This window comes from Aquabacterium sp. (assembly GCF_016195855.1).
Classification (GTDB): domain Bacteria; phylum Pseudomonadota; class Gammaproteobacteria; order Burkholderiales; family Burkholderiaceae_C; genus Aquabacterium.
On record NZ_JACPYU010000021.1, the window covers coordinates 25,766 to 44,360 of the forward strand.

An 18,595-nucleotide genomic window follows, 5' to 3' on the forward strand; every position below is an offset into this window, starting at 1 on the left:
GTGAAGGCACTACGATGATGCGCCCCGGACGTTTGCCCGTGGTTCATATTCGTAAATCATCATTTTCAGGGAACAAACCCATGATCAATTCGCATCATGCGGTTCGCTACGCCGTAGCGAGCCTGGTGGCCATGTGCGCGCAAGCGGCTTTCGCCACTGATTACTACGTCAACACGGCCTCCTGGGGGGATTCTGGCAGCCTCGTCTTCCCTTGGAAGTCGCTGAGCAGTGTCAATGCCGCCAATCTGCAGTCCGGGGACCGCGTGCTGTTCCGCAAGGGGCAAGCCTGGGAGGGCACACTCAAGCTCAAGAGCGGCGTCACGTATGCCAGCTATCCTGACAGCTCGACCGAGGCCGCACCGGTGATCCGGGCCTCGACCAACCTGGGCGGGCTGACCTGGTCGCGCTACAACGGCAACATCTACGTGGCCGATGTCTCGTCCAAAGTCTGGGCCGAAACGGACGTGCAAGGCGTGAGCTACCCCGCCGCCATCACCCAGCTGATCTACAACGACAAGCGCCTGCAGCGTGCACGCTATCCGAACATCGGTGCCAACGGTGGTGGCGGTGTGTTCGGGCGTGGGCAAAACCGTTTCTTGCGCGTGGCAGATGGCACCCCGGTCGTGGACGATGTGCCTACCCAGACCATGCTGCTGGAGGCCACCGCACTGCCTTCCTCGGTGACGGCCACGGACTTGCTGGGCGCCCAGGTCTATGTGAAGAACTGGGCCTGGTACCTCACCCGTTATGACATCACCGCCGCGCCCAGCAAGACCAATGTCACCTTGAATGGTGATGCCGCCTGGCCTGGCGCCAAGAACTACCGCATCACGGCAGGCAATGGCTACTGGCTGGAGAACAAGCTGTGGATGCTCGACAAGGAAGGCGAGTGGGTCTATGACGCTGGCACCAAGAAGCTCTACGTCTGGTTGCCTGGCGGTATTTCGCCCAGTGGCGTGAACCTGTATGGCTCATCGCATGTGCACGCCATTGAAGGGCGTGACGTTGCGTCCGTGACCGTCAAAGGCCTGGCCGCAACGGATTCACGCGCCGATGCCGTGGCCGTCAACCACGCCACCACGTCTGTCGTGCTGGACAAGCTGACGGTGGCGCGCGCAGGGGCCATGGGCATTGCCATCACCAACAATGGCAACGGCACCGGCACAGTGAGCAACTCGCTGGTGACGGACAGCGCAGGCGCGGGCATCTACCTGGGCAGCAACTCGACGCGCTCGGTGGATGTCATCAACAACACCGTACGGGATGCTGGTCGAGGCTTTTACGCCCACGCCGGTATCTGGCTGGGGCATGGGTCCAAGGCCACAGGCAATGTGGTGGAGCGATCGAGTTACATCGGTATCCGAACCGCGAAGGGCAACACCATCAGCGACAACCTGGTGCTCAACAGCTGTCTGGAGTTTGATGATTGCGGCGGCATCTATGCGCGCGGCCTGGATTACGACGGCACCTTGTATGGCCTGACCTACAAGAACGACATCAACACGACGATCAACAAGAACTTCGTGGACGGCGCGACCCTCGCCAATGCGCCCGATCGCCTGGACGGCCTGGTCAATGTGCCGGCTGACGTCAAGACCAGCGGAACCAACGGCATCTACCTGGATGACTTTGCGGGCAAGGTCACGGTGGACAGCAACTACGTGACGGGCTTTGATGTGGGGGTGATGCTGCACTATGGCCGCAGCAACACGATCACGGGCAACACCGTGGTTGGCAATGCGCGCACGCAAATCTGGATGCAGGAAAACGGCAGCCCGGCCACGATGAACTTTGTCACCAGTGGCTACTGCGGCACCATGCCCGATTGCGATGCCACCAACTACTTGCGCTTCAACACGGTCAGCGGCAACACCTTTGCCTCGCGTGAGGTCAACCCGACCATCGTGCACACGAGTGACTTTGCAGGCGCGGACGACTTTGCCACCTACTCGCGCAACGTCTATGCCACCTATGGCACGCCGGTGCTGGCGCAGATCGAGTCTGGTGCAGTGGTGACCAGGACCTTTGGCCAGTGGGTCGCCAATGGCCAGGACAACATTGCCTTGTCGCCCTGGAACGTGTTTGCTACCTCGTTTGGCGTCAAGCCGATTGCGGGCGCCAGCAACATGGTCGCCAATGGCGGGTTTGACCAGTCCTTCAGCAGTTGGGCTGATTGGCATGCCATGTCGACGGTGGGCACGACCGGCTGCCTCAACAGCGGCGTGTGCCTGAGCACCGAGCCCAGCACAGACGCCGTGGACAGCGGCGGGCGCAAGACCTACATCGTCAACACCACCTCGCCGATCTCTGTGGCGTTGGGGCAAACCTATGTGCTCACGTTCGACGCGCAGGCTGTGAACGCGGGTGATGTGGTGCGCACCGTACTGCGCAATATGAGCACGTATGCGGACAAGACGAATGTGGTGGGCTTCACCCTGTCGAGCAACTGGCAAACCTACACCGCCATCCTGACTGGCAAGGAAACACTGAGCAATGCGCGCCTGGACTTCGAGTTGTGGACGCAGGGCAAGGTGCGCATTGACAACGTGCGACTGGTGCCAGCCCAGACGGTGTCGGGCAACGCGCAGCCGTTTGGCTTCTACAACGCGGGTGCAAGCGCGAAATCGATTGCCTGTCCGGTCAGCGATACCACCGCTTGCACGAAGTACGTGGACGTCAAGACCGGTGCGGCCGTGACCTTCCCCTTCAGCCTGGCTGCCAAGTCTTCGCGGGTGGTCGTGCTCAAGGACCCGGTGTGGATGGACAGCGACCGCGATGGTGTACCCGGTGATGGCGCCAGCGGCGGCCTGGATCGTTGCCCTGGCACGGCAGACGGTGCCAGCGTGAGTGATGCCGGTTGCACGGTTGGCCAGGTGGCGCTGCCTTGATGTCCGTTTAACTTGCGTCCAGCAACGGGGGCCTTGTGCCCCCGTTTTTGTTTCCCCCTCGACCCGGTGTGCGGCTTGTCACAAAGCTGTCAGCAATAGCCCAATAGGATCACGCCCAGTGCTGCATCAACACCTTGGTGCGGCTGGAAGGATCCCCTCTGATGAATACCTGTCAAGCGCCTCTGCATGGGGTGCGGGCTGAGCTCGTCCCTGTTGTTTTGACTGCGCGCCAGGCTCGGGCCGCGCGCGGCTTCACCTTGCTGGAGTTGCTGGTGGTGCTCGTGATCATCGGCCTGCTGGCCGGTTATGTGGGCCCACGCTTTTTCGCCCAGATCGGCAAGTCGGAAGTCAAGACCGCCGCGGCCCAGCTGGATGCGCTGGGCAAGGCGCTGGACCAGTATCGCCTGGACACCGGCCATTACCCCGCCACCGAGCAAGGCCTGAATGCCTTGTGGGTCAAGCCGGGTGACGAGACGCGTTGGTGGGGCCCCTATCTGCGCAAGGCTCCGCCCAAGGACCCATGGGGCCGCGAGTACCAGTACAAGGCACCCGGCGAGCATGGCGACTACGACCTGTTCTCGCTGGGCAAGGATGGCCGTGAGGGCGGTGAGGGCGAAGACCAGGACATCACCAATTGGTGATGGGCAAGGCAGTCACCAGCATGCGTCGCCCCGCTTCTTTGTCCATCGGCCCCGGCAAGCAGGCCACCGCGCAGCGCGGTGCGGCGGACTTCCCGCGCCGGCTGTTCTGTCAGGAACTGGCCGTGCTGCTGGATGCCGGCATCCCGCTGTACGAGTCCTTGATGACCTTGCGCGAAAAGGAAGCGTCGCAGTCGGTGGCACAGGTGTTGTCCACACTGACCACGGCCTTGTCGCAAGGCAAGACGCTGTCGCAGGCCATGCGCATGCAGCCCTTGGCTTTCAGCTCCTTGTTGATCGCCTCCATTGAGGCCAGCCAGCGCACGGGGCAGACGGCGCAGGCGCTGCGTCAGCATGCGGCTTACCTGGCCTGGCTGGGCGGCTTGCGTGACAAGCTGGTGAGCGCGGCCATCTACCCGGCCATCCTGATTGGCGCGAGCTTGCTGGTCATCACTTTTCTGACGGTGTTCGTGGTGCCGCGTTTTGCAGACATCTACGAAGGCATGGGCGGGGAGCTGCCCTGGTTGTCGGGCCTGTTGCTGGGCGCAGGCAAGGCCGTGGGCGAGCACCCCTGGCCGGTGCTGGCGGGCCTGGTGGCGATGGCCTTTGGCGCGGTGGCGGCCTGGCGCTCACCAAGCGTGCGTGCAGCGGCCTCGGCGCGGCTGTGGCGCACGCCAGTGATCGGTCCGCGCATGCGCCTGATCGAGCTGGCGGCCTTGTACCGCACGCTGGGCCTGCTGCTGCAAGCCGGCGTGGCCGTGGTGCCCGCCATGGAGGCGTCCAGCGAGCTGGTGGGGCCTTCCCTGCGCGGCTCGCTGCAAATGGCCACACGCCGTGTCAAGGAGGGCACACGCCTGTCCGACAGCCTGCACCAGTGCACGCTGACCACGCCGGTGTCCTTGCGCATGATGCGCGTGGGTGAACAGACGGGCGAGCTGGGCCCCATGCTGGAGCGTGCCGCCACCTTCTATGACGAAGAGCTGGCCCGTTTCACCGAATGGGTGGGCAAGGTGGTCAGCCCGGTGTTGATGCTGGTGATGGGCGTGCTGATTGGCGGCATCGTCGTGCTGATGTACCTGCCCATCTTCCAGGTGGCGGAGCAGATTCAATGAGTGCCGTGCTCAAACCCGATCTGGCGATCCAGCCCGAGCTGGACGAGGCCGCGTCGATCCTGAGTTGGACGCCGGACTGGGCCATCTGGCCTTTGGCCAAGGCCATGCGTTTGCGCGTGGTGGTGGCGCATGACGCGGCGCAGCAGTGCTGGGCGCTGACGCCAGTTGTCGATGATGTCTTGCTGCGCGAGGCCGTGAGCCGCGCCGTGGCACGGCCCGTGTCGTGGCGCGAGGTGGACGAAGACACGCTGGCGGTGCTGCTGGCGCAAGGCGAGCAGAGCTACGAGGCGCGCGGTGCGCTGATCCGTGATGAAGCGGGCAGCGATGCCGGCCAGCAGGGGGGTGAGGTGCACGCCTTGTCGGTGGACGCCATCAGCCGCCAGAGCAGCCCGGTGGTCAAACTGCTGGATGCCACCTTGTTCGATGCGCTCAAGGCCCAGGCCAGCGACCTGCATCTGGAGTCCACCGCCTCGGGCATGGTGATTCGCCATCGCCTGGATGGCGTGATGGTGCACGTGGGCGATGTGGGCTCGCGCGAGGTGGCCGAGCAACTGGTGTCGCGCTTGAAGGTCATGGCCGAGCTGGACATCGGCGAGCGCCGCCTGCCGCAAGATGGCCGCTTCAAGCTGCGCGTGCAGCAGTCGGCCGAGTCGGGCGTGCGGGATGTGGACTTCCGTGTCTCCATCATGCCCAGCAGCTTTGGCGAAGACGCGGTGCTGCGGATTCTGGACCGCAGCCGCCTGTCCACCGAGGCGCAGGCCCTGAGCCTGGAAGGGCTGGGCTTTGACGGCGATGACGCGGCCGTGGTGCGCCGCCTGGCGCGCAAGCCCTATGGCATGTTGTTGGTGACCGGCCCGACCGGCAGCGGCAAGACCACCACGCTGTACGCCGTCGTGCAGGAGATCAACGATGGCACCGACAAGATCATCACCATCGAAGACCCGGTCGAGTACCAGCTCGGTGGTGTCGTGCAGATCCCGGTGAACGAAAAAAAGGGCCTGACCTTTGCGCGTGGCCTGCGCAGCATCCTGCGCCATGACCCGGACCGCGTGATGGTGGGCGAGATCCGCGATGCCGAGACGGCGCAGATTGCCTCGCAAGCCGCGCTCACAGGCCACCTGGTGCTGTCCACCATCCACGCCAACAATGTGTTTGACGTGGTGGGCCGCTTCATGCACATGGGGGTGGACCTTTACAACATGGTGTCGGCGCTCAATGGTGTGGTGGCGCAGCGCCTGATGCGCAAGCTGTGCATGGCCTGCGCCCAACCCTGGCAACCCGCTGCGGCCGACCTGAGGATGGCGCAACTGCCACTGGACACGCACGGCCAGTTCTTCAAGTCCGTGGGTTGCCCGGCCTGCCGTGGCACGGGCTTCAAAGGGCGCCGGGCCGTGTCCGAGATCCTGCTGATGGACGATACCTTGCGCGACCTCATCGTCACGCGGGCTTCGCTCATCAAGATCAAGGCGCACGCGCGCGCCAGTGGCACCAGGTTGCTGCGGGAGTCTGCGCTGGCGGCGGTCTTGCGTGGCGAGTCCACGCTGGACGAACTCAACCGCGTGACGCTGGCGGAATGAGCATGAGCACCATTGTTGTATCGCCCGCCTCTTCGTCTTCTTCCGGACATTCTGCGGGGCTGACCGCCTGGTTCCAACCCGGGCACTGGGTGGCTTGCCTGCGCGGCCGCCTGCGCACCACGTTCCAGCCGCGCGTGGTGTATGTGCAGGCAGACCCGTCGGCCATGGAGCCGGCCTGGGCCGGTGTGGCGCAAAGCTTTGCTGCCTGGTGCGCGGCCCATGTGGGCGAGCGCTGCATGGTCGGGCTGTCCAGCCACGGCTTGCTCCATGCCCTGGTGGACGCCGATCTGAACGAGCAGGATGCCGTGGCGCAGGCGGTGCAGCAGTGGGCGCATTACCTGGACATGGATGCCGCTTCGCTGCAGGAAGACTGGCTCTTGCGTCGGGTCACGGTGGGTGGGCGGCATCTGGTGTCTGCGGCGCCGATGGCCCTGATCGATGCCTTGCTGGATGGCGCCCAGGCGCATGGCGTGCGCCTGAGCTGGGTGGGCCCCTGGTGGGCGCGTGGCGCGCAAAGCTGGTTGCGCAATCTGAGTGGATCGGGTGGCGGTCAGCCTGATGCCAGCGAGGCCACATGGACGCTGGAGGCGCGCGAGCCCGGCCTGGTCACGCGCATCGAGGCCCGCGCTGTACCAGGGCAAGCCCCCCGTCTTCAACGCCTGTGGATGGAAGCGGACAACGGTGCCTCGGCGTCGGCGAGCGCGGTGTCGGTCAGGCTGGCATCGCCCCAACAACAGGGCATCGCATGCGAAGCCCATCACGCCCATGTCTGGGATCAGGATCAGCTGCGGCCCTTGCTGCAAGGTGACAACGCGGCATGGGGTTTGAAGCGATGAAGCGTCGACTGCAGCACATGATGAGCCCACCCCAATGGGCGCAGGAGCTGGACTTCGTCGGGCCCCGCATCAGCCCCTCTCCCTGGTCATGGTTGCTCTTGCTGCTGGGCCTGGTGGCGCTCGGTGTGGTCCTGCCGCAGGTGCAGGCGGTGACGGCGCAAGAGGCCGAAGCCCAGGCCACGCTCAAGCGCCTGCAACGTGCGGTGCACCAGCAAACACTGGCAGCCAAGGCGCCCAAGGCCCCGGTGCCAAAAGCCGATCAGGCGCCCACCTTGTCGTCCGATTCGGCCCGGCATGCAGCGCAGATGGCGCAGTGGCTGGGTTACCCATGGCTGGGTTTGCTGAGCCAGGTGGAAGAAGCCGCCCAGGCCGAGCAAGCCGTGATGCTGGGCTTCAACCTGGATCTGGCCACCTTGGGCAACCGCCCGGACAGCGCACCTGACGTGCACCTCAGCGCAGCCGTTAAGGACGACGCCTCGGCCTTGCGTTGGGTGCAGGCGCAAGGCAGTGTGGCCCAGCTGCTCAGCCGTGAGCGCTTGAGCACACCGTTTGTGGCCGCTGCGGGCAACTACGAATGGCGTGCAGAAGCCTTGCTCAGCGGGGTGTCGCCATGATGAGCCTGCGCACATGGCAACGCTTTGGCCTGGCAGGCCTGCTGGGTGCGCTGCTGCTCGGCGGTGCGGCCTGGGCGCATTTCGTGTGGCTGCCCAGGCAGCAGGCCCAGATCGATGAATGGGGCTCGCAGGTACGCCGCACCCGCCATGAATTGCAAGCCGCCGTTCAGGTGCAGGCCAGCAGCCAGCCCGAGGTCTTGAGCACCCCCGATCAGGCCTGGCAGCGCCTGTGGCAGACCCTGCCCGGCGCCGACCAGCGTGTGACACTGCAGTCGCAGGTGCTGGCACAGGCCCGGCAGCAGGGCTTGACGGTCAACTCGGTTCAGTACCTGGGCAGCAAGCAGACGTGGGCCGCGCAAGAGGGTGCCGTGCTGTGGCGCCAGCGCATGGTGATGCCGGTTGAGGGCGGTTACGGCGCCGTGCGCATCTGGCTGGCGCAGTTGCTCAAGGAGCCCGCGCTCAGCATCGACAGCCTGGACCTGCAGCGCAGCGACGTCATGAGCGACCAGGTCAAGGCGCGTGTGTCGGTGTCGCTGTGGTGGCGCCGCCAGGAAAGGGCCAGGCCATGAACCGCGGTCTGTTGCTGGTGCTGGCCCTGGTGGGCGGCCTGAGCCTGTATCTGGGCAACCAGTCTGATGATGACTTGCTCGCGGCATCGCGCCAGCCAGGCGGCAAGCCAGGGGCCCAGGTGAGCCGCACCGCGCCAGGCAATCAGGGCGAACAAGGCGAGCGGGTTGAGCAGCCTGAAAGGACTCGTGCCACGACCAGCGCGCCCCGCCCGGCAGACAAGCGGGCGCCCCCGATGGAGGCTTGGCTTGCCGATGGGCTGACGCAGGGCGCCACGCGATGGCAGGCGCGCCTGGCCGGGCAAGGGCCGAGCACCACGGGTGATCCCGCTGCCTGGCGCAGTGTGCAGCCGCCCCCACCGCCCCGCACGGCCGTGGTCGACACCGGGCCACCGCCTGCGCCGACTGCGCCACCCTTTCCGCATGCGTGGGTTGGCCGCTTCAACGATGAAGCCGTCGCTGTGGCTGCCAGCGGGGCGTCGGCGCCCGCATCTCAAGTCATTGCCCGTGCCGTGCTGGCCGGGCCCCAAAGCACCTGGGTCGTCCGTGCGGGCGACGTGATCGAAGGCCAATGGCGCATCGATCGCATTCAGGACCGAACCATGAGTCTGACTTACCTGCCCTTGAAGCAGCAGCAGACCGTTGTGATGAGATGAACATGATGGATTTGTCGGCGCTGCGTGCGCAGCTGGTGATGGCGATGTTGTTGATCGCGGCCTATCTGGCAGGGTGCGCCAACCCGGCCATTGAGGACGCGCATCGGCTGGCTGGCCAGGGCCAGCACGAAGCCGCCTTGCAACGCCTGACCCAGGCGGCAGGCGAGGACCAGGCCGACCGGCAACTGCGCAATGAAGTGCTGATGCAGCGTGACGCCACCGTGGGCTACCTGGTTTACATGGCCGATGCCGCCAGGTCTGCCGGCCGGCTCGATGAGGTCGAGAAGGTGCTCAAGCGGCTGGAGCAGGCTGCCCCCCAGCACCCCCGCGTGGCCTGGCTGCGCAGCGAGCTGGCCCGTCTGCAGCGCCACCAGCGCCTGATGGTGGAAGCCCAGCAGCGCCTGGACGCCAGGCAGTTTGAGCGTGCAGAAGCCGCCCTGCAGACCGTGTTGGCCGAAGACCCCGGCAACGGCAAGGCGCGCGCCCAGATGGCCCGTGTGGCCGAGCTGCGTGAATCACAAAGCCGCAAGCAATCCACCTTGCAACTGGCAACGGCCTCCAACCCGGTGACCCTGGAGTTCCGCGAGGCGTCCGTGCGCACGGTGTTCGAGACCCTGTCGCGCGCGGCCAATGTCAACTTCGTGTTCGACAAGGATGTGCGCGGTGATGCCAAGGTCACCCTGTTCCTGAAGAACACCACGGTGGACGAGGCCATGCGGGTGATCCTCAACACGCAGCAGCTGACCGCCAAGCTGCTCAATGACAACACCGTGCTGGTGTTCCCAGCCACGCAGCAAAAGCAGCGTGACCTGCTGGACACCGTTACGCGCACTTTTTACCTGGTCAACGCCGACCCCAAGCAGGCACAGTCCCTGGTGCGAACCGTAGCCAAGACGCGGGACATCTTCGTTGACGAGCGTTTGAACCTGCTGGTGGTGCGGGATACGCCGGAGGTGGTGCGCCTCGTCGAGCGCCTCATCCAGAGCATCGACCTGGCCGATCCGGAGGTGATGCTGGAGCTGGAGGTCATGGAGGTCTCCAACAACAAGCTCAATTCGATGGGCCTGAGCTGGCCCACCAATGTGTCCTACGGCGTGCCCGGCAGCACCGCCCCGCTCACCACCTTCACCGGCTTGCAGGCCTACACGGCCAACCCCCTGGCGCTGGCCACGCTCAAGGCCTCGCACGACACGACCAACATCCTGGCCAACCCCAAGATTCGGGCGCGCAACCGTGAAAAGGCCAAGGTGCTGCTGGGCGAGAAGCTGCCGGTGTTCACCACTACGTCCACCCCCAGCAATGGCGCGATCTCGAACGCCGTGTCCGTGAGCTACATCGATGTGGGGCTCAAGCTCGAAGTGGAGCCGCAAGTGCAGCTGGACAACGACGTGACCATCAAGGTGGCGCTGGAAGTCAGCAGCATCACCAACAAGGTGTCCGGCCCATCCGACTCCTTTGCCTACCAGGTCGGCACGCGCCAGGCGACCACCACGCTGCGCTTGCGTGATGGTGAAACGCAGATCCTCGCCGGCCTCATCAATGACAACGAAAGTCGCAGCTCGGCTGGTATCCCCGGCCTGCATGACCTGCCGATCGCGGGCCGCCTGTTTGGCCTGACCACCACCGAACACAAGAAGTCCGAGATCATCCTGCTGGTGACGCCGCACATCGTGCGCAACGTGATCCAGCCGGGCACCACGGCCGCCTTCATGCCATCGGGTACCGAGACACAGCCCGGGGCCCCCGCCCTGATCTTGCGCGACGAGGCCAGCCTGTCCGGTTCCGGAACAGGCGGCGCGGGCGAGCAGCGCGGCGCATCTGCACCCAAGCCCGCCAATGGTGTGGGGGAGGGCTTCACGGTGAGCGGTCCCGATGAGGTCAGCCCCGGCGCGAGCTTCCAGGTCACCCTGAGCAACCAGAAGGGCCAGGCCTCGCCTGTGACGCTGGTGGTGGACCCCGCGGTGCTGGAGCTGGATGGCGCCGCCAATGCCAATGGCCGCCTGACCGTGACCTTGCCCCCCAATGGCTCGCAAGCCGTGACCATCCGGATGCGCGCTGACGCGACGCAAAGCGAAGCCCTGCTCTTGCTGGAGCCTTCCGGCGCGTCCTGGCGGATCAAGGTCCACAACGAAGCCACCGCACCAGACAGCGACGGCCAACAAGGCGGGGATGCCGGCAATGGTGCAGCCTTCCATTGATCGTTCGCGTGGTTTCACGCTCATCGAGATGGTCGTGGTGGTGCTGATCGTCAGCATCCTGGCCAGCGCGGCCATGCCACTGGCGGCCTTGCACAAGAAACGCACGCAGGAGGCTGAGCTACGGCAGGCCCTGCGTGTGCTGCGCACTGCCCTGGATGACTACAAGCACGCCTGGGACCAAGGCCGCATCGAGAAGAAGCCCGATGAATCGGGTTACCCGCCCAAGCTGGATGTGCTGGTCAAGGGGGTCAAGGACGCGGCGTCCCCCAAGGGCCTGCGCATCTACTTCCTGCGGCGTTTGCCACGCGACCCTTTTGCCGACCCCAACTTGCCGGCCGCCGAGACCTGGGGCTTGCGCAGCTATGCCAGCCCACCCGATGCACCGGCCGTTGGCGCCGACGTGTTCGATGTGTATTCCACCAGTGAAGGACAGGGGCTGGACGGTACGCCTTACCGGCAATGGTGAGCCAGCCCTGAGCACATCATGACCATCCACACCAGGCGCCCCCATCGCGGCTTCACCTTGATCGAGTTGATCGTCGTGCTGGCCATCATCGGCCTGCTGGCCAGCATCGTGGCACCGCGTTATGTGCGCACCGTTGACAACGCGCGTGAGGCCTCCCTGCGCACCTCGCTCAACGTCATGCGCGATGCCATCGACAAATACGTGGGCGATAAAGGCCACTACCCGGACTCGCTCGATGAGCTGGTCACGCTAGGCTACATCCGCCAGATCCCCGAAGACCCCGTGACCGGCCGCCGCGACAGCTGGCAGATGCTGCCGCCGCCCGTGGACGGCAGCGTGCCCGGCAAGATGGCCGATGTGCGCAGTGGTGCAGCGGGCAACGGGCAGAACGGCCGCCCCTTTTCATCATGGTGAAGGCCATGCAAGGCAGGCGTGCACAAGGCGGCTTCACCTACCTGATGCTCATCTGGTGGGTGGCGATCTCGGGTGTGATGCTGGCAGCCCTGGCCGACAACTGGTCGCATGCCATGCGCCGCCAGCGTGAGGCCGAACTGGTGTTTCGGGGTGAACAGATCCGCAAGGCCATCGAGGCCTATCACCAGGTGGTCGCACCCGGTGGCGCATCCCAATGGCCCACGCAACTTGAAGACTTGCTGGAAGACCGGCGCGGGCCCGTGGTCATGCGTCATTTGCGGCGCCTGTGGCCTGATCCCATCACGGGTGAGCGAACCTGGGGGTTGGTCAAAGAGGGTGCAGGCATCAAGGGCGTGTACAGCAATTCACCCGCCAGGCCTTTGGCTGCGCCCGAAGGGGTGGGGCAGTACAAGCTGTGGCTTTTTGTGGTGTCAAACGGATAAAGGTGGTTTCACGAATGTTTCGTCAACAAACCGTCATTGACCGTTCCTAGACTACGGCCGCTATCCCCTCTACCCACCATGCCATATCCCAACATCGCACCAGAGCAATCCGAGTGTTTGCTGCGCGTCGTTGAGGCCGCGCCTCAAGTCCGCCGCAGACACCAGTACTTTGTCTGGTGCCAGGGCGACTTCCAGCGCTGGTTGCCTCACAAGTTCAGCGTTTGCGGCAGCTATGACCGGGACCAGCGTGATGTGGTGTTCGATCTGTTCAACAGCGTGCCGGTTCCGGAAGACATCGCAGAACGGCTGAAAAATGCACGCGCGCCCTTGATGGCAGCTGCCTTGCAATGCTGGCGCCGCGCGCGCTATCAGGCTTGCCGCCTGGATCTGGTCTTGCTGGACCGGGCAGACCCTGCTGTGCGCAGCTTGCTGGACATGGGCTATCAGCACCTGTTGATCCATGGGGTGACCAGGCCGGGGCGGCCTGAAGAGCTGGAGAGCTTCTTTGTCTTCGGGCAGCCGCAGCGCCTCTATGACGACCCCGACATCCTGGCACTGGAGATGCTCCTGCCCTGCCTGCACACGGCGTACCAACGCGTGTGCGTGACCGAGCGCCAGATGGTGTCCGCCAGGTTGCCGATGGCCGGCACCAGCAGCCCTGCACCTTATCAACGGGTGGTGCCCATCACCGAGCGCGAGCGCGAGATCCTCTTGTGGGTGCGTGATGGGCTGAGCAACCAGCAGATCAGCGAGAAGCTGGGGATCAGTGCCTTGACCGTCAAGAACCATGTCCAGAAGATTCTGCGCAAGCTGGGTGCGGCCAACCGCGCGCAGGCTGTGGCCAAGGCCATGACCATGAATGCCTTTGGCGCGATGCCCCATGGCTCGGGCGAGGCTTATTACTGAAGCAGCAGCATGAACCATCTCCATGGTGGTCGCGCCCTTTGCGCGACCTTCTTTTGTCTCATCAGCCTGGCGGCTCAGGCTCAGGGTATCAGCAGCGGTGATCAGACCGAGTGGTCGTCGTTCATCCCCGCAGGCAACCAGCCCGAACGCACGGGCCCTGTGCCGGATCTGGTCTTGCAGGATGTGCGCCGCGATGGCCCCTGGTCGCGCCAGGCCGAGGGGGCCTTGTCAGCCTCTGAGCGCACGTTGCTGCAGATGCTGGGTGACAAGCGCTGGCGCGAAGCCCTGGCATGGCTCAAACAGAACCAGCCGGACCTCAACCGCCGCGATGAATCAGGTCGCACGCCCTTGACCATGGCGGTGCAGGCCGATCAGCTGGAGCTGGTCAGGGAGTTGATCAAACGTGGCGCCGACCTGGATCAGGTGGGGGCATCGGGCATGACGCCGCTTGGCGCTGCCGCCCTGGCGGGGCAGGAGACCATGGTGCGTGACCTGCTGAGAAAGGGCGCCGACATCGACCAGCCCAACGCCCTGGGGCAGACCGCCTTGCACCTGGCTTGTGTCAGTGGCCAGCAGCGCACGGTGGCCTTGTTGCTCGACGGCGGCGCCGATTGGCGCCTGACCAACAAACAAGGGCGACACGCCCTGGCCGAGGCCGCACATGCCGGGCAAATGCCTGTCTTGCAGTTGTTCAAGGCGCGGGGCATGGACTTGTCCACGCCCGATGGCTACGGGCTCAACGCTGTCCATGCTGCGGCATTGGGTGAACAGCGCGAGACCTTGTTGTGGTTGCGTGCACAGGGTGTGCTCGTGAGTTCGGTGTTGACGCAGGTGCTCATCGATCAACTGGGCAGCGATCAGGCCGCCGCCATCCCGCATTGAATGGCCTGATCACCAGGCCAGCCATCGCGGCAAGCGCAACGCCACGTACCCGAAAGGGACGTGGCGTTGTTCATGGTGCACGCGGGAGCGCCTCTCCACTCAAACAAGGGGGGGAGGGGGGCGCAGGCAGCACTGACGCCGGGATGTCACGTGACTTGGTCCTTTCGGATCACGTCAGGTGCCCTTGTCGGGCTCTATCGGTGTCACGTCTGCTGACTATCGTGAGCCGAGTTGCGGAGGGCCTGCCAGCGGCAGTCTGAACGGCTCATGTGCACTCAGGGTTGACCCGGAACGCCTGTCACACGTGTTTTTGACACTGCAGGCACTTCGAGGAGCAGTTCGCTCGGGGTTCCAAAAAATTTCTTCCTTCTATCTGACTTCCTAAACGGAGCAAGCACATGAAATTGCAAACCATCGTCGCCGCCCTGGCCCTGGCCGCCACTGGCGCCGCCAACGCTAGCCTCAACGGCATGGACGCCGGCACCGCCAACTCGGTCGCCTTCGTTTCGTTCGACGCCACTGGCGCTGTTCAAGGTTCCGTGTTCGTGGACCTGGGCTATGCCTTCTCTGACTTCATGCCCGCATCGGTTGGCGGCACTGCAGGCAACCTGTCTGACGTGAACAATACCGTGGTGTGGAACTTCGCCAACAACACCATCACCCGCAACGGTCAAGTGGTCGGTGGCGTGACCAACGACTTCTCGGCTTTCGCTCCTTACGCCGCTGCTGCTGGTGCTGACGCTCGCTGGGGCGTGATCGCTGGTGACACCGTTGGCGTGGACTTCATCACCCGTTATCTGAGCACCGGTACGCCCACTGCTTCCCAGTTGAACGCCCAAGCCGATTCGTCGGCCCTGCAACTTGTTGCCCCACTGTACGACCTGACCCGCAATGCCATCACCGGTTCGGCTGACAACGGTTCGTACTTCGCTTCCTCCAACACCGACCCGGCCTGGGTTGCCAGCAACTCCACCGGCATCGGCACCCTGGGCAAGTGGCAGAACAACATCAGCTGGAACGGCACGACTGCCGGCACGCAAACCAACTTCCTGTACCTCAATGGTGACGGCAGTGAAGCCTTTGTCGGCGCATCTCCCGTGGGCTCCACCACCACTGGCCTGCTGAACGCCCGTGGCACCTTCACGCTGAACGCTGCTGCCCAGACCCTGACCTGGCAGACCGCCACCGTGGCTGTGACGCCTTCGATCCCTGAGCCCAGCACTTACTCCCTGGGCCTGGTGGCCCTGGCCGCCATGGGCTTTGCTGCCCGTCGCAAGACCAAGTAATGCCTGAAGGGCGCAGCGCTGGCTGCGCCCATGTCATGCCCCGCTTCATCCCTCCGCTTTAACTGGATACCCACTATGAAACTCTCCAAGCTGATGATCGCTGCCATCGCCGTGTGCGGTGCTTCGCAAGCCATGGCCGCCGGCGTGACCCGCCTGACCGGTTCTTCCGCTTCGTCCATCAACGTTGTTCGCGGTGCCGTGAACATGTGCGTGAACAACGGTGGCTCTGCCCTGGTGTACAAGACGACTGCCGCCACGAACGCACTGGGCAACCAGTTCACCGTGACCTGCTCGACCGATTTCGACGCCACCATCCCTGTCACTGCCAACGAACTGCGCGTGAACGTGGCCAACGGCTCTGAAACCGCCATCACCAACGCCGCTGCCTATCCTTCTTCGACGGCCACCACATTCCTGGTCCCCACCGGTTCGTGCACACCGCTGGCTGCTGGCACCGAAGCCCTGTCCTTCCTGGCTGCTGGCCAGATGCTGAACTGCGGCACCACCCTGGCCGACAGCAGCAAGTCCGACGGCGGCTTCCTGGACGTGGAAGGCCCCATCTTCAACACGGCCTACGATGGTGGTGACTTCACCGCCGCCGGCTTCAGCCAAGTGTTTGGCATCGCCGTCAACTCGACGCTGTACAACGACCTGCAGGCCTACCAGAAGACCGCAGCCGGTGGCAACGTCGTGCCCGCTACCTGCGCCGCTGGCGACACCACGCCTGCTTGCCAGCCTAGCCTGAGCCGTGCCCAGGTTGAGTCGCTGATCAACTCGGCTACTTCCAACCCCGCCAAGACAGGCGGCCTGGCTTACCTGGTGGCCGCCGCCAACCAGACCACTGGCCTGACCAACAAGATCACCTATTGCAAGCGCCCTCAGTCTTCGGGCACGCAACAAAGCGCCCAGCTGTACTTCCTGAACTACGACGCACAGGGCCCCCTGGGTGGCAAGGAGCCTATCGTCGGCAACGTGACCCTGTCCAAGTACGCTTCGGTTGAAAACGCTTCGTCGGGCAACGTCAAGACCTGCCTGAACGCCAACACTTTGGCTGATGGCTACAAGTTCGGTGCCCTGTCCTTGGAAAACAACCCCATCGGTGGTGCTGACACTTACCGCTTCGTTCGCCTGAACGAAGTGTCCGCTACCGAAGGTGTGGCTGGCGCTTCGCAAACCGCTACCGCCATCGCTGGTCGTTATGACTTCGTGTACGAGCTGTCGGCTTACTGCCCCGCCGGTACTTGCGCCCCCGTCATCGACGGCATCAAGTCGGCTGTGACCGCTGGTTCTTCCAGCCCCGGCATCTTCATCACCGGTGTCGAGTCGAAGTTCGGCCGCGGCGGCAACTCCAACAAGCCTTACGCCTCGCGTTAATTGGTGACGGCGCCCCTGAACGCTTGTTCGGGGGCCTGATACCCGGGCTTTTTTAGCTCTTTTGCACACAGTCCCCACTTGGGGACTGTTGCTTTGTGTGCAGTCTCAAATGAAAAAACTGGCTTCCCTGTTTGTGTTGTCTGCTCTGGCCGCGTTTGCGCAGGCTCAGGCACCCGCAGCCGTCACCTTCGACGTCATGGAGTTCGTGGTTGAAGGCAACACGGTTCTGCCGCCCGAGCAGGTCGAACGTGTGGTCTCCCCCTTCATGGGCCCTGGCAAGACATTCAAGGACATGGAAGCCGCCCGCACGGCATTGGAAAAAGCCTATCAGGATGCAGGCTACCTGTCGGTGGTGGTCAACCTGCCCGACCAGCGCGTGGACGCGGGTGAGGTGAAGCTCGAAGTCATCCAGGCCAGTGTGGAAAAACTCAAGGTCACCGGTGCGCAGTACCACCGGCCCAGCCTGATTGCCGACAAGACGCCGGCATTGGCTCCTGGCAAGGTGCCCTACTTCCCCGAGGTGCAGGAGCAGTTGGCGACCGTGCAGACACAGGATGTGGACGTCACCCCCCTGATCGGGCCCGGCCAGGATCCACAAAAAATCGAAGTAGACCTCAAGGTCAAGGACAACCTGCCCGTGCATGGCTCGCTCGAAGCCAATTCGCGCCAGAACTTCAACACCACACAAGGCCGCACCGAGGCCGTGCTGACTTACGGCAACCTCTTCCAGCGGGATCACACCATTGGCCTGAGCTGGATCTACGCCCCTTCCAGACCGGCCGATGCCAACACCCTGGCCGCGCTCTACAGCCTGCCGCTCACCCCGGTGGACAGCGTGTCCGCCTACTTTGCGCGCAGCAACACCGACACGCCCACCAAGTCCGGGCTGGGCGGCTCCACGTTCACGCGTGGCCGTTATGCCGGCCTGGTCTACCACCACGACCTGCAGGCCCGGCAGTGGCCCGTGACCCACGGCTTCGACCTGGGCCTGGATTTCAAGCGCAGCAGCGACCGCAACATCGACATCGGTGGCGTCACCACCGAAAAGCCCAGCCTGCACTACGAGGTGCTGTCGGCCCGCTACAACCTGAGCTGGCGCGGTGAGAACGACAACGTCACCAACTGGCGTGCGGGCCTGTATTCATCGTTCCGATCCATCTCGGAGCGCCAGGTGGACTGCAATGGCATCAGGCTGGAGCAGTTCGCCTGCAAGCGCAGCGGTGCATCGGCAGACTTCAGCGTGTTCAAGCTGGGCATGGGCCGCGTGCAGAACCTGCCCGCCAACTGGCAAGTGAAGTTCGACATCGACGCGCAACTGGCATCCGGCCCCTTGGTGCCCGCCGAGCAATACAGCCTGGGTGGCATCGACTCCATCCGGGGCTACTACGACTACGAGCAATCTGCCGACCAGGGCTGGAACACGCGCCTGGAGCTGATTTCGCCGGCCTGGCTCAAGCTCAAGGACGGCGAAGGCGTGCGTGCCCTGTTGTTCTGGGACCGGGGCGAGCTGCGCCTGATCAAACCGTTGCCCACCGAGATTCAGAAGGTGCAGATGGGCAGCTATGGCCTGGGTCTGCGCCTGGACAACAGCAAAGGCCTGACAGCCCGCCTGGACCTGGCCTTCCCGATTTACGACACGAGCAAACCCACCGAGTCTGGCGGCCAGGAGGCCGCAACAGGCAGTCAGAGCGCGCGCCGCTGGCGCGTGGACGCGGCCCTGCGCCAGTCCTTCTGACCCT

General features: G+C 64.3%; 17 protein-coding genes. All 17 read left to right on the forward strand.

The window, feature by feature from the left end:
- Positions 1-80 precede the first annotated feature (80 nt).
- The gene (locus HY019_RS17635; protein WP_290694703.1) at positions 81-2,888 is read left to right on the forward strand and encodes a right-handed parallel beta-helix repeat-containing protein; all 2,808 of its coding nucleotides are present in this window, start codon (positions 81-83) and stop codon (positions 2,886-2,888) included.
- A gap of 161 nt (positions 2,889-3,049) precedes the next feature.
- Positions 3,050-3,529, forward strand: coding sequence for a type II secretion system major pseudopilin GspG (gene gspG / locus HY019_RS17640; protein WP_290694704.1), 480 nt, complete (start codon positions 3,050-3,052; stop codon positions 3,527-3,529).
- Between the two features lie 20 nt (positions 3,530-3,549).
- On the forward strand, positions 3,550-4,638 hold the full coding sequence (locus tag HY019_RS17645; RefSeq protein ID WP_290694705.1) for a type II secretion system F family protein: 1,089 nt from the start codon (positions 3,550-3,552) through the stop codon (positions 4,636-4,638).
- A complete protein-coding gene (locus tag HY019_RS17650) occupies positions 4,635-6,215 on the forward strand; it encodes a GspE/PulE family protein (protein ID WP_290694706.1) in 1,581 nt (526 codons plus the stop codon). Before HY019_RS17645 ends, HY019_RS17650 begins: the two co-directional genes overlap by 4 nt.
- Before the next feature lie 2 nt (positions 6,216-6,217).
- On the forward strand, positions 6,218-7,051 hold the full coding sequence (locus tag HY019_RS17655; RefSeq protein WP_290694707.1) for a hypothetical protein: 834 nt from the start codon (positions 6,218-6,220) through the stop codon (positions 7,049-7,051).
- 20 nt (positions 7,052-7,071) lie between these two features.
- On the forward strand, positions 7,072-7,665 hold the full coding sequence (locus HY019_RS17660) for a hypothetical protein (RefSeq protein WP_290694708.1): 594 nt from the start codon (positions 7,072-7,074) through the stop codon (positions 7,663-7,665).
- The gene (locus HY019_RS17665) at positions 7,665-8,234 is read left to right on the forward strand and encodes a hypothetical protein (protein ID WP_290694709.1); all 570 of its coding nucleotides are present in this window, start codon (positions 7,665-7,667) and stop codon (positions 8,232-8,234) included. The genes HY019_RS17660 and HY019_RS17665 overlap by 1 nt, the downstream gene beginning before the upstream one ends.
- The gene (locus HY019_RS17670) at positions 8,231-8,887 is read left to right on the forward strand and encodes a hypothetical protein (protein ID WP_290694710.1); all 657 of its coding nucleotides are present in this window, start codon (positions 8,231-8,233) and stop codon (positions 8,885-8,887) included. The genes HY019_RS17665 and HY019_RS17670 overlap by 4 nt, the downstream gene beginning before the upstream one ends.
- Positions 8,888-8,889: 2 nt before the next feature.
- A complete protein-coding gene (locus tag HY019_RS17675; protein WP_290694711.1) occupies positions 8,890-11,085 on the forward strand; it encodes a secretin N-terminal domain-containing protein in 2,196 nt (731 codons plus the stop codon).
- The gene (locus tag HY019_RS17680) at positions 11,066-11,551 is read left to right on the forward strand and encodes a type II secretion system protein (protein ID WP_290694712.1); all 486 of its coding nucleotides are present in this window, start codon (positions 11,066-11,068) and stop codon (positions 11,549-11,551) included. Before HY019_RS17675 ends, HY019_RS17680 begins: the two co-directional genes overlap by 20 nt.
- A gap of 18 nt (positions 11,552-11,569) precedes the next feature.
- The gene (locus HY019_RS17685; protein ID WP_290694713.1) at positions 11,570-11,965 is read left to right on the forward strand and encodes a prepilin-type N-terminal cleavage/methylation domain-containing protein; all 396 of its coding nucleotides are present in this window, start codon (positions 11,570-11,572) and stop codon (positions 11,963-11,965) included.
- Between the two features lie 5 nt (positions 11,966-11,970).
- Positions 11,971-12,408, forward strand: coding sequence for a type II secretion system protein (locus HY019_RS17690; protein WP_290694714.1), 438 nt, complete (start codon positions 11,971-11,973; stop codon positions 12,406-12,408).
- Positions 12,409-12,486: 78 nt separating this feature from the next.
- Complete coding sequence (locus HY019_RS17695; RefSeq protein WP_290694715.1) at positions 12,487-13,314, forward strand: LuxR C-terminal-related transcriptional regulator; 828 nt, start codon at positions 12,487-12,489, stop codon at positions 13,312-13,314.
- Positions 13,315-13,323: 9 nt separating this feature from the next.
- A complete protein-coding gene (locus HY019_RS17700; RefSeq protein WP_290694716.1) occupies positions 13,324-14,196 on the forward strand; it encodes an ankyrin repeat domain-containing protein in 873 nt (290 codons plus the stop codon).
- A 398-nt stretch (positions 14,197-14,594) separates the two neighbouring features.
- Entirely contained in the window at positions 14,595-15,482 is an 888-nt protein-coding gene (locus HY019_RS17705) for a PEP-CTERM sorting domain-containing protein (RefSeq protein WP_290694717.1), read from the forward strand.
- 75 nt (positions 15,483-15,557) lie between these two features.
- Positions 15,558-16,856 carry a hypothetical protein gene (locus HY019_RS17710; protein ID WP_290694718.1) on the forward strand — a complete coding sequence of 433 codons (1,299 nt, stop codon included), beginning with the start codon at positions 15,558-15,560 and terminating at the stop codon, positions 16,854-16,856.
- Between the two features lie 109 nt (positions 16,857-16,965).
- A complete protein-coding gene (locus HY019_RS17715) occupies positions 16,966-18,591 on the forward strand; it encodes a POTRA domain-containing protein (protein WP_290694719.1) in 1,626 nt (541 codons plus the stop codon).
- Positions 18,592-18,595 lie beyond the last annotated feature (4 nt).